Annotated in this window: 10 protein-coding genes; 5 read left to right on the top strand and 5 right to left on the bottom strand. The window is 73.4% G+C overall.

From position 1 onward, the window contains the following. Positions 1-53: 53 nt before the first annotated feature. From trxA to RCG67_RS00980, 5 genes are all read right to left on the bottom strand, one after another. On the bottom strand, positions 54-389 hold the full coding sequence (gene trxA, locus RCG67_RS00960) for a thioredoxin (RefSeq protein WP_368824425.1): 336 nt from the start codon (positions 387-389) through the stop codon (positions 54-56). Positions 390-521: 132 nt separating this feature from the next. Continuing rightward, positions 522-1,553 (bottom strand): thioredoxin-disulfide reductase, encoded by a 1,032-nt coding sequence (trxB, locus tag RCG67_RS00965; RefSeq protein WP_438612626.1) that lies wholly within the window; start codon positions 1,551-1,553, stop codon positions 522-524. Positions 1,554-1,685: 132 nt separating this feature from the next. Beyond that, positions 1,686-3,146 (bottom strand): hypothetical protein, encoded by a 1,461-nt coding sequence (locus tag RCG67_RS00970; protein ID WP_368824426.1) that lies wholly within the window; start codon positions 3,144-3,146, stop codon positions 1,686-1,688. 154 nt (positions 3,147-3,300) lie between these two features. Next, positions 3,301-4,923, bottom strand: coding sequence for a murein biosynthesis integral membrane protein MurJ (gene murJ, locus RCG67_RS00975; protein WP_058873282.1), 1,623 nt, complete (start codon positions 4,921-4,923; stop codon positions 3,301-3,303). Between the two features lie 82 nt (positions 4,924-5,005). After that, positions 5,006-5,506, bottom strand: a complete 501-nt coding sequence (locus tag RCG67_RS00980; RefSeq protein WP_058873281.1) for an NUDIX domain-containing protein — start codon at positions 5,504-5,506, stop codon at positions 5,006-5,008. Between the two features lie 124 nt (positions 5,507-5,630). Between RCG67_RS00980 and RCG67_RS00985 the strand changes: the two genes are divergently transcribed. From RCG67_RS00985 to RCG67_RS01005, 5 genes are all read left to right on the top strand, one after another. Beyond that, entirely contained in the window at positions 5,631-7,043 is a 1,413-nt protein-coding gene (locus RCG67_RS00985; protein ID WP_368824427.1) for a CCA tRNA nucleotidyltransferase, read from the top strand. Then, entirely contained in the window at positions 7,040-8,311 is a 1,272-nt protein-coding gene (locus RCG67_RS00990) for a glycosyltransferase family 87 protein (protein WP_368824428.1), read from the top strand. Before RCG67_RS00985 ends, RCG67_RS00990 begins: the two co-directional genes overlap by 4 nt. After that, a complete protein-coding gene (locus RCG67_RS00995) occupies positions 8,308-9,546 on the top strand; it encodes a glycosyltransferase 87 family protein (RefSeq protein ID WP_368824429.1) in 1,239 nt (412 codons plus the stop codon). The genes RCG67_RS00990 and RCG67_RS00995 overlap by 4 nt, the downstream gene beginning before the upstream one ends. Before the next feature lie 144 nt (positions 9,547-9,690). Next, positions 9,691-10,656, top strand: coding sequence for an ATP-binding cassette domain-containing protein (locus tag RCG67_RS01000; RefSeq protein WP_368824430.1), 966 nt, complete (start codon positions 9,691-9,693; stop codon positions 10,654-10,656). Continuing rightward, positions 10,653-11,669 (top strand): ABC transporter permease subunit, encoded by a 1,017-nt coding sequence (locus RCG67_RS01005; protein ID WP_368824431.1) that lies wholly within the window; start codon positions 10,653-10,655, stop codon positions 11,667-11,669. Before RCG67_RS01000 ends, RCG67_RS01005 begins: the two co-directional genes overlap by 4 nt. Positions 11,670-11,743 lie beyond the last annotated feature (74 nt).

Below are 11,743 nucleotides of genomic sequence, written 5' to 3' on the forward strand. Positions count from 1 at the left end.
CGGGGGAGGGGCGGACGAGGCCGCGGTGCCGAGGAGGATGTCGGAGGAACCGTTCAGTTCCCGGCGACGAGGTAGTCGGCGAACTCCTTCTCGAGGGCGCTCTTCGGCTTCGCGCCGATGGCCTTCTTGACCACCTCGCCGCCGGAGAACAGGTAGATGGCCGGGATCGAGGTGATGCCGTACTGGGACGCCACGGCGGGGTTCTCGTCGACGTTGAGCTTGACGACCTCGATGGCGTCCGCGTGCTCGGCGGCGATCGCGTCGAGGACCGGGCCGACCATGCGGCAGGGGCCGCACCACTCTGCCCAGAAGTCGACGATGACGGGCTTGTCCGACTCGAGGACCTCGGTGCGGAAGTCTGCGTCGGTGACGTTCTTGGCGGCGCTCATGTTTCTCCTTGTCCGGGCGGGGGGCCTGCGGTCTGCGAGCCCTGGCCGCTCTGGGTGGAACGTGCGGGAGGGGGAACTGGTTCGATTATGACCCATGCCGGCCGGGGCGCCGGGCGTCCCGGCCGGACCGGCTCAGCTGTGCAGGACCGAGCGGTCGTGCAGGGCGGCGAGGTAGTGCTCGGCGTCGACGGCGGCGACGCACCCGGAGCCCGCCGCCGTGATGGCCTGGCGGTAGGTGGCGTCCACGACGTCGCCGGCCGCGAAGACCCCGGCGAGGCTCGTGGTGGAGCTGCGGCCGTCCACCGCGATGGTGCCGTCCACGGTCAGCTCCAGCTGGTCCTGGACCAGGGCGGTGCGGGGATCGGAGCCGATGGCGACGAACAGGCCGGTCACGGGCAGCTCCGTGGTCTGCTTGGACTCCGTGTCGCGCACGGTCACGGAGCGGACCTTCTCCTCGCCGTTGATGCCGACGACCTCGGCGTTCCACAGGACCTCGATCTTGGGGTCCTCGAAGGCGCGCTGCTGCATGATCTCGGAGGCGCGGAAGCTGTCCCGCCGGTGGATGATGGTGACCTTGGAGGCGAAGCGGGAGAGGAACGTGGCCTCCTCGAGGGCGGAGTCGCCGCCGCCCACCACTGCGATGTGCTGCTCCTTGAAGAAGAAGCCGTCGCAGGTGGCGCACCAGCTCACGCCGTGCCCGGAGAGCCGCTTCTCGTCCGGCAGGCCGAGCTCGCGGTACGCGGAGCCGGTCGCGAGGATCACGGCGTGGGCGCGGTGCACGGAACCGTCCTCGAGGGTCACGGTCTTGATCTCGCCCTCGAGCTCGAGGGCCACGACGTCCTCGTAGCGGATGTCGGCGCCGAAGCGCTCCGCCTGCTGCTGCATGTTCGACATCAGCTCCGGGCCCTGGATGCCGTCGATGAAGCCCGGGTAGTTCTCGACCTCGGTCGTGTTCATCAGCTCGCCGCCCGCGGTCACGGACCCGGCGAACACGATGGGGTGGAGGTCTGCGCGCGCGGCGTAGACCGCTGCGGTGTACCCGGCGGGGCCGGATCCCACGATGATCACCTCGTGGACGGTCTCGTCGTCCGCGGTGGCCGTCGGCTCGCCGGTCGAGGGGACGAGGTTCAGGGCGTTGATCACGGGACCGAAGTCGGGGCTCACTGTTCTGCAGACCTTCCGTACAGGGAGCGGCCGGGCACGCCGACCGCAGGGACCACTGGCACAACAGGGCGCGCACGGCGGATATTCCGGTGCCGGGCCCGCCGTGCCGGGCCCGGCGGGGGACCGGAGGCCTCAGTCGAGCTGGATCTCACCGATCCGCAGGCCGTGGTCGAACCCGGCGATGGGGTTCGTCAGCTGCGGCAGCTGCGTCCAGTTCACGATCACGTACTCGTGCTCCCCGTCTCGGGCCGCCGCCGAGAGCGGAACGGTGATCTCCGGGCCGGTGAAGGAGCCGGAGGCCACCTGCTCGGCGCCGTCCAGGCTCGGGGCGTCGTTGACGTACACGTCGAACATCCCGCCCGACCCGGACGACTGGTCGAGCTGCAGGGTCTCCACCGGTGCGGGCTCCTCGAGCTGGACCGCCAGGCCCACGCTCGGGGTCTGGTTGCCGAAGTTCTGGTCGGAGAACCCGTAGCTGATCCAGAAGGTGGACGGGTTGCCGTCGATGGTCTGGCCCAGCTGGGCGTCCTGGTCGGCCATGAATCCCGGGTCGTCGGGCACCACCCGGGTGACGGCACGGGGCTCCGGCTCGGCGGCCGGGGCCTCCGGCTCGGGGCTCGGCCGCGGCTCCTCCTGCGCAGCCTGCTCCTCCGCGGGCGCGCTCACGGCCGGCTCGGGGGCGTCCGCCCCGGCGAAGAGCCCGCCCAGCCGGTCGAAGCTGAACACCACGGCGCCGACCAGCAGGGCCAGCAGCAGGAGCAGGAGCAGCAGCAGGCCGCTGCCGCCCTTCCGGGTCTGCGGCGAGGGCTCCTCCTTCCGCGGCGGCGCGGCCGCGGCGGGCTCCTGCGGGCGGCGGGCGGTGTCCGGGGCCCCGCCGCGGTAGCTCTCGAAGCTCTCGGCGCTCTCGTAGCTGTCGTAGCGGTTGTCGCCGTCGTAGCCGGGATCGATGTCGGTCCCGGCCGTGCGGACGGCCGAGGCCGCGGTGCCGCTCGCCGCCGCCCGGTCGAAGAGCGTCGACCGGGTCGAGGTGGCGCTGACCCGCACGGGCCGGCCGAGCCGGGTGCGCACCGAGGGCGCGGGCGCGGCGTCGTCGTACGAGTCCTCGTCCCGCCACCGGGTGACCTTGGGCTGGGGTGCCGCGCCGCCCAGGTCGTCGGAGGGCTCGGTCGCGACCACGGGCGCCGGGCTGGTGGGGGCAGGCTCCTCGTACACGTAGGAGCCGGTGCCGCCGCCGCGCGGGGCCCCGAAGATGTCGTCGCTGAGGGACTCGTCCTCGACCTCGTCCGGCTCCACGAGCAGGGAGTCCAGCATGTCCGCGGCCGGGGTGTACGAGGTCACGAGGTAGGTGTGCGCCTCCGCCTGGCCGAGGTCCAGGATCTGGAAGGGGGCGCCGATGCTGCCGTTGGCCATGGAGCGGGCGTTCTCCACCAGCAGGGACGTGTGCCGCTCGGCGGGCAGCAGGATCGAGACGCGGCGGCCGAGGATCTGGTCCTGTCCCTCGAGCACGTGGTCGCCCTCGGCGGTGGCCAGCACGTCGGAGACGACCTTGTAGCGGCCGCCGAGGACGGAACCGAGCTTCATCGGTGCGGGCACGTTGGCTCCCTGGGGGTCGGGAATTCGCGGAGGGGGCCGGAATTCGCGGGCGGGGGTGGCCGGCGGGGCAGGAGGGGTGTTCCTGACCCACGTCACCGACCACTCAGCACCTTACCGGTCCCGGCGCTCCGGGGCCGAGAGCTCCGTCACACGCTCAGCGGCCCAGCCGGGCGAGGACCGGGCGCACGAGGCTGTCGAGCTCCTGGACGCGGCAGAGCCGGAGGGCGCCCAGGTAGGCGATCCCCATGACGGTGCCGCCCACCGCGAGGGTCGCGATCGCCGTCAGCTGGTTCGTCCAGGGGAAGCCGTCGGGGTCGTAGCCGCCGAGCAGCAGGAGGGCCACCGCGCCCACCGCGCCGGCGAGCAGGGAGGCCGCGAGGATCCGGGCGTGGGAGTCCACGATGCGGGCCACGTCGTAGTCCCCGAGCCGGCGGACCAGGACCGCGTGGTAGATCAGGGTGCTCAGCACGTTCTGGGCCGCGTAGCACGCGGCGACCGCGAAGACGATGCGGTCCGGCGGGACGAAGGACCAGATCAGCAGGGCGCAGGCCACGGTGAAGAGCGCGACGCCGACCTGCACCAGGAACGGGGTGCGGGCGTCCTCCTGGGCGTAGAACGCCCGGCCGAGCATGAAGGAGATCGACATGAAGGGCGCTCCGACCGCGATCACCGCGACCACCTGGCCGACCACGGCGCCCGCGGAGGGGACGCCGCCGCTGAAGAGCATGCCGAGCGGGCCGGCGAAGACCACGAGGGCGACCGTGGCGAAGACCGTGGCCACCCCGGTGATGCGCAGGCTCGAGGACAGGGAGGCGACCATGCCGGCCCGGTCGCCGTCCGTGGAGGCCGCGGCCATCCGGTTGAACAGCACCGTGGCGATGGACAGCCCGATCACCCCGTGCGGCAGGGAGTACAGCATGGAGGCCTGGTTGAGCGCCGCCACGCCCGCGATCTGCTGCGGCGGGTCCATGGCGAGGTACTCCGGGCGGTAGCCGGTGGGGATCGCGGCGACCTTGGTCAGGGTCAGGAACGCCAGGTTGGCGAGGATCCCGGTGGCGAGGGTCCAGCCCGCGAGCCGCGCCGCCGTGGAGAGCCCGATGCCGCGCCAGCCGAACCTGGGCCGCAGCTCCAGGCCGAGCCGGCGCAGGGGCCAGAGCAGCACGAGGGCCTGGGTGGCGACGCCCACGGTGGCCATGGCCGCCAGCCAGAACGTCTTGGCCGGGGTCCAGTTCTCCAGGGTGTGCGGGTCCTGCTCGTAGGCGCCGAACTGCTGGACGAACACGAGCAGCGCCGCGATGGCCACCACGTTGTTGACCACCGGCGCCCACATGTACCAGCCGAAGGCGCCGCGGGCGTTCAGGACCTGGCCCACCACGGTGTAGAGGCCGTAGAAGAAGATCTGCGGGAAGGTGAAGAGCGCGAACGTCAGCCCGAGGGACAGCTGCGCCTCGGTCCAGTCGGTGCCCATGGTCCGCACGATGGGCCCCGCCAGGAGCACCACGACCGCGGTGACGCCGAGCAGGGCGAGCACGGCGAGGGTGAGCAGGCGGGAGATGTAGTCGGCCCCGCTGTCCTCGGCGGTCCGGGAGGCCTTGATGATCTGGGGCACCAGGACGGCGTTGAAGACGCCGCCCGCCACCAGGACGTAGATCAGGTTCGGCAGGGTGTTCGCGAGCTCGAAGACGTCGGAGACGGTCGTGACCGAACCGATGGCCACGGTGATGAGGACGACCTTGACGAACCCCAGCGCGCGGGAGACGAGGGTGCCCGAGGCCATGATGGCGCTGGAGGCCGCGCCCGAGCGGCGGGCCGGGGCGGCCGGGGTGCCCGTTCCGGCCGCCCCGGAGGGCTCCGCCGTCTCAGAGCTGGTGGATGATGTATTCACGGGCGATGTCGGCGATGCGCCGTTCGTTGGGGAAGGACAGCTTCCGGCCGAGGTCGTCGATGTCCACCCAGGCGACGTCCACCGCCTCGTGGTCGGGGTCGTTGTCCGTGGTGAGGTGACCGCCCGTGGCGCGCAGCAGGAAGTGGTGCACCGTCTTGTGCACGCGGTGGCCGGAGACCGTGAACCAGTAGTCGATGCTGCCCAGCGGGCTCAGCACCTCCCCGGCGATGCCGGTCTCCTCCTCGATCTCGCGGATCGCGGCTTCCTCGTTGCTCTCCTCGCCCTCGGGGTGGCCCTTGGGCAGGCACCACTCGAGGCGTCCGCCCCGGTTGATCCGGGCGATGATGGCCACCGGGTGGGACGGGGTGCCGAGGTCGACGACGATCCCCCCGGCGGAGACTTCCTCGACCGTGGGCAGCGCAGCGGCCGGCGCGGTCGGCCGCTTCTTCGGTGCGCTGGGTACGGGGAAAGCCATGTCTCCTACCTTGCCACAATCGTCCGGGCTCCCGCCGGAGCGCGGGAGGGGCTCCGGCGGCCGGTCCCGGAGGGGCCGCGGCGGCCGGGTCCGCGGCCTGCGGTCTGGAACAATGGGCCGCACCATGACGCAGCTCCCCGACGCCCACGCGATCCATCCCGCCGCCCTCGACCTGGGGCGGCGGTTCGCCGCCGCCGGCCACGAGCTCTCCCTCGTGGGCGGTCCCGTGCGGGACCTCTTTCTCGGCCGGCCCGCCCTGGACCTGGACTTCACCACCGACGCGACGCCGGACGAGACGCTCGCCGTGGTCACGGGGTGGGCGGACGCGGTGTGGGAGATCGGCCGCGACTTCGGGACCATCGGGATGCGCCGCGGCGACGTGCAGCTGGAGGTCACCACGTACCGGGCCGAGGCCTACGACGCCGACTCCCGCAAGCCGCAGGTGGCCTTCGGGGACTCGCTCGAGGACGACCTGTTCCGCCGCGACTTCACCATCAACGCCATGGCCCTGCGGCTGCCCGGCCTGGAGCTCGTGGACCCGCACGGCGGGATCAAGGACCTGCACGCGCGGGCGCTGCGCACCCCGGGCGCCCCGGAGGACTCGTTCTCGGACGACCCCCTGCGCATGATGCGCGCCGCGCGCTTCGCGTCCCAGCTCGACGTCGAGGTGGCGCCCGAGGTGCGCACGGCCATGGCCGGCATGGCGGAGCGGATCGGGATCGTCTCGGCCGAGCGCGTGCGGGAAGAGCTCGTCAAGCTGGTCTGCGGGCGCCGGCCCCGGCGCGGCGTCGACCTCCTGGTGAGCACGGGGCTCGCGGACGTCGTGCTGCCCGAGGTGCCCGCGCTGCGGCTCGAGACGGACGAGCACCACCGGCACAAGGACGTCTACCAGCACTCCCTGACGGTCCTGGAGCAGGCCGCGGCCCTGGAGTCGGGTCCGGACGGCCCCGTGCCCGGCCCGGACTTCGCCCTGCGCTTCGCCGCGCTCATGCACGACGTCGGCAAGCCCGCGACCCGGCGCTTCGAGGCGGACGGCGCGGTGAGCTTCCGCCACCACGAGGTGGTGGGCGCCAAGCTCACCGCCAAGCGGATGCGGGCGCTGCGCTTCGACAACGACACCATCAGGACGGTGAGCCGGCTGGTGGAGCTGCACATGCGCTTCTACGGCTACGGGGACGCCGAGTGGACCGACTCCGCGGTGCGCCGCTACGTCCGGGACGCGGGGGAGTGCCTGGAGCGGCTGCACCGGCTCACCCGGGCGGACGTGACGTCCCGGAACCGGCGGAAGGTGTCCCGGCTGGCCGCCGCCTACGACGACCTCGAGGCGCGGATCCAGGAGCTGTCCGCCCGCGAGGAGCTCGACGCCGTGCGGCCCGAGCTCGACGGCGAGCAGATCATGGCGGTGCTCGGCGTCCCGCCGGGCCCCGTGGTGGGCCGGGCGTACAAGTTCCTGCTGGACCTGCGCCTGGACGAGGGGGAGCTGGGCCCGGAGGAGGCCGAGCGGCGGCTGCGGGCCTGGGCGGCGGACGCCCTGTGAGCACCCGCCTCGGCACCGGCACGGCCGGGCCGGTGCCGGCGGCCGGGCGCCCGGCGGCGCTCCGGGTGGGGCCGGGGGTGCTGGCGGGCTGCGCCCTGTACGCCGCGCTCCTGGCGTACCTGACCAAGCTCCCGTGCCGGCTGGTCACCTGGGAGCAGCCGGAGACCTTCCGGCAGCTCTGCTACTCGGACCTGCCCACCCTGTATGCCTCCCGCGGCATGGCCGAGGGCCGGTTCCCCTACCTGGACGCCTCGGCGCTGCTGGAGTACCCTGTGCTGCAGACCGTGGTGGCGAGCGCCACCGGGGTCCTGGCCCACGCCGTCGACCCCCTCGCGAGCGTCCATGTCGGGCAAGGCATATATTTCGACCTCAACGCGGTGCTCCTCGCCGCCGTCTGGGTGGCGGTCGTGCTGGTCCTCGGCCGGATGGTGGCGCACCCCGGCCACGCGGTGCTCGCGGCCCTGGCGCCCGCCGTGGTGGTCACCGGGCTCATCAACTGGGACCTGTGGCCGGTGCTGTGCACCGTGACCGCCCTGCTCGCGTTCCGCCGGGACCGGTGGGCCCTGGGCGGGGTCCTGCTGGGCGTCGGCACCGCGTTCAAGCTCTTCCCGTTCCTGCTCCTCGGGGCGGTCCTCGTGCTGGCCGTGCGGCGCCGCGAGGCGGGGCCCGCGCTGCGGGCGGCCGCCGGCGCGGTGGGGGCCTGGGCCGCCGTCAACCTCCCCTTCGCCCTGCTGGACCCGGTGCAGTGGGGCTGGTTCTGGCAGTTCAGCCAGGAGCGCGGCGCGGGCTTCTCCTCCGTGTGGCACTGGTGGAACGACGTCGCGGCGCCGCGGCTGGACATCCCGCTGCTCTCGGCCGAGGGGATCAACGTCCTGGCCCTCGGCGGCTTCGCCCTCGCCTGCGCCCTGATCCTGGTGCTGGGGCTCGTGGCGCGCGAGGAGCCGCGGCTGGAGCAGCTCGCCTTCCTGGTGCTGGCGGCGTTCGTGCTCTCCAACAAGGTGTACTCGCCGCAGTTCGTGATCTGGCTCGTGCCCCTCGTGCTCCTGGCCCGGCCCCGCGTCGGGGAGTTCGTGGTGTGGCAGCTCGTCGAGGTCCTGCACTGGGCGGCGGTGTTCAACTGGCTGGGCCACGTCACCGGGGGCGGGGAGGAGCTCGCGGTCGCCGAGGACGTCTACTTCACCACGGTGGCGCTGCACACGCTCGCGGTGGGCTACCTGGTGGTCCGCGTCGCGGCGGACGTGCTGCGCGGCCGCGGGACGAGCGCGTGAACCCGCAGGGCGGCACGCCCCGGGGCGGGCCCGGCGCGCTGCTCGTGGGGCTGAGCCTCTACACGGTCATGACGGCCTGGCTGCTGCGGCTGCCGTGCCGGGTGCCCGGCCGGGGCACGGCGGAGAGCCTCCCGGCGCTGTGCGCCACCGAGGTCGCCCCCGGGGAGCCCACCGGCGCGGGCGGGTTCTTCACGGGCGGCCCCGCCGGGGACCAGCCCGCCCTGGTCGGGATGATCAGCACGGTGCTCGGCTGGCTCGCGGACCGCGTCCCCGCGCTGCTCGGCGCCGACGCGGACCGGGGCGCGTCCGCCGGCCTGTCGGTGCTGCTGCTGGCGGCGGCGTGGATCGGCACGGTGGCCGCGGTCTCGGCGCTGTCGGGCCGGCGCGGGGCGGACGCGTTCGTGCTGGCGCTCGCGCCGGTGGCGGTCCTGGTCGGCTTCGGCACGTGGGACCTGCTCGCCGTGCTGCTCATGGTGCTGACGCTGCTGCTCCACGTCCGGGGCAGCCCGGTGCCGGCGGGGATCGTCCTGGGCCTCGCAGCGTCCGTGGCGCTGTTCCCCCTGGTCGTCCTGCTGGCCGTGCTGCTCCTGGCCGTGCGGTACCGGCAGTTCCGGGACGTCGCGCTGGTCCTGGCCGGGACGGCGCTCACCTGGGCGCTGGTCAACGGACCGTTCCTGCTCTCGGCGGGGGAGAGGTGGGCCCGGCAGTTCAGCACGCCGTGGGCGGAGCCGGTGGCGGGCTCCTCGCCGTGGGGCGTGTGGGCCCGGGTGGAGCAGGCGCGCACGGGCGCGGCCCCGGACCCTGCGGGCGGGGAGCAGTACGTGCTCCTCGCTCTCGTGCTGGGCTTCGTGGCGGTGCTCGTGCTGACCCTGCTCACCCGGCAGGAGCCCAGTGTCGTGCAGATCGCGTTCCTCCTGCTGGCCGTGCTGGTGCTCGCCGGCCCCGGCTACTCGCCCGTCCACGCGCTGTGGCTGGCCCCGCTCGTGGTGCTCAGCCGGCGCAACTGGCTCGAGTTCGCCGCCTGGCAGCTCGTGGAGGTCCTGTGGTGGGCCACCCTGGTCCTGCCCGCGCCGGCCTGGCCGATGCTGCCGGGGCTCGGCCCGATCGGCTGGGACGTCCAGGACCTGCTCGCCGCCGTGCGCGTGCTGCTGCTGGCGCTGCTCGTGGTCGCCGTCGCGGTCGACGTCCTCCGGGGCGGCCGGGCGCGACGGATCGGGCTGTCCGAGTCCGGCTGAGCGCCCCGGCACCGGCTCCGCCGGGAGGGGGAGAGCACCCGCGCCACGCCCGCACGGGCTCATCCTGCCGGTGGTGCCGCCCCGCGCCGGCTCTCCCGTAGGTTGGTGGCGGAGAAGAACGACGAGTGCTCGGGAGGAGCGCCGGTGATCGAGATCGAGAACCTGACGAAGACCTACGGCGGCAAGACGGCGGTGGACGACGTCAGCTTCACCGTGCGCCCGGGCCGGGTCACCGGGTTCCTGGGGCCCAACGGGGCCGGCAAGTCGACCACGATGCGCCTCGTCGTCGGGCTGGAGTCCGCGACCCGTGGCCGCACCCGGGTCAACGGCAGGCCGTACGCCCAGCACCGGGCGCCGCTCGCGGAGGTCGGGGTGCTCCTGGACGCGAAGGCCGTCCACCCCCGGCGCACCGCCCGCGCGCACCTCGCCGCGCTCGCCGCGACCCACGGCATCCCGAGGTCACGCGTCCAGGAGGTCGTGGACCTCACCGGGCTCGGGGCCGCGGCCGACAAGCGGGTGGGAGGCTACTCCCTGGGCATGGGCCAGCGGCTCGGCATCGCCGCGGCCCTGCTCGGCGACCCGCACACCGTGATCCTCGACGAGCCCGTCAACGGGCTGGACCCCGAGGGCGTCGTGTGGGTGCGCCACCTCGCCAAGTACCTCGCCGCCGAGGGCCGCACGGTCTTCCTGTCCTCCCACCTCATGTCGGAGATGTCCCAGACCGCCGACCACCTCGTGGTGATCGGCCGCGGCCGGATCCTCGCGGACGCGCCCATCCAGCAGATCCTCGCCGGCGGCCGCACGCGCACCCGCGTGCGCACCACCGACCGGGCGACGCTGCGCCGCGCCCTGCAGGGCGCGGACGCCGGCATCACGGAGTTCGACGACGACGGGCTGCTGGTCACGGGCCCGGAGCCGCGGCGGATCGCCGAGGCCGCGCTGGCCGACGGGGTGCTGGTCCACGAGCTCACGCCCCTCACCGAGAGCCTCGAGGACGTGTACATGGCCATGACCCAGAACGAGGTCGAGTACCGCTCCGGCGGCGCTCCCGAACCGACCGACCCGGCGCCCTGGGCGGGCGCCGACGCACGAACCGGAGACCGAGCATGAGCACCAGCACCTCGACCGCCCCCCGCCGGCAGGCCGGCGCCCCGGATCCCGCCGGGCCGTCCCGCCACGCGTCCCGGGTGCGCCTGGGCTTCGGCCGGGTGCTGCGCTCGGAGTGGATCAAGTTCCGGTGCCTGCGCTCGCACTGGATCCTGCTCGGCATCGCCCTGCTGCTCTCCCTCGGCTTCGCCGCCCTCTCGGCCTCGAGCGCGCTGACCTTCATCGACTTCAACGAGCAGGCGGCCCAGGAACAGGTCGACGCGATGCTGGACGGCCGCAGCCCGGAGGAGCTCGGGCTCACCGAGGAGGACGTCCAGCAGCAGAAGGACGAGTTCGTCGCCCAGTCCGAGCAGCAGATGACGGAGGGCTCCGGGCTGTCCCTGCCGGACGGCATGGGCTTCGGCGAGTACATGGCCATGTCCAGCGCCAACGGCGGCCTGCAGCTGGTCATGCTGCTCCTCGGCGCGCTCGCCGTGCTGGCGATCGGCTCGGAGTACTCCACCCGCTCCATCCAAACGACCATGACCGCGGTGCCGCGGCGCACGCCGGTGATGCTCGCCAAGACGGCCGTGCTCTCGGCCGTCACCTTCGGGTTCGGGCTGCTGAGCGCCCTGCTGTCCCACCTGCTCGTGCAGCCGATCCTGGCCGGCGGGGACCTGGGGTACGACCTGCTGCAGGAGGCCGTGCTGCTCAACGTCCTGGCGGTGGGCGTCTTCTACATGCTCACGTCGTGGCTCGGCTTCGGCCTGGGCGCCCTGCTGAAGTCCACCACCTGGGGCATCGTGGTGCTCGTGGTGCTGCTGATGGTCCTGGAGATCGTGCTCTTCGCGCTCTCCTTCGAGTGGCTCGACGACGTCAAGCCGTACTCCCCGGCGGCGGCGGGCGCGCAGCTGACGGCGATGTACCAGCCCTCGGACGCCGTGCTGAACCACGTGGAGTCCGGCCTGGTCTACGGCGCCTGGGGACTGGTGCTCGTGCTGGCCGGGATCCTGGTCACCAGGAGACGCGCGCTCTGACGGCCTCCCGCCGCGGCCACGGCGCCGGCCCTACGATGTGAGCTGGCGGGCCGGTACGCGGCCCGGACCTCCGG

Origin of the sequence: Kocuria cellulosilytica (genome assembly GCF_040981245.1) — a bacterium.
GTDB lineage: Bacteria > Actinomycetota > Actinomycetes > Actinomycetales > Micrococcaceae > Kocuria > Kocuria cellulosilytica.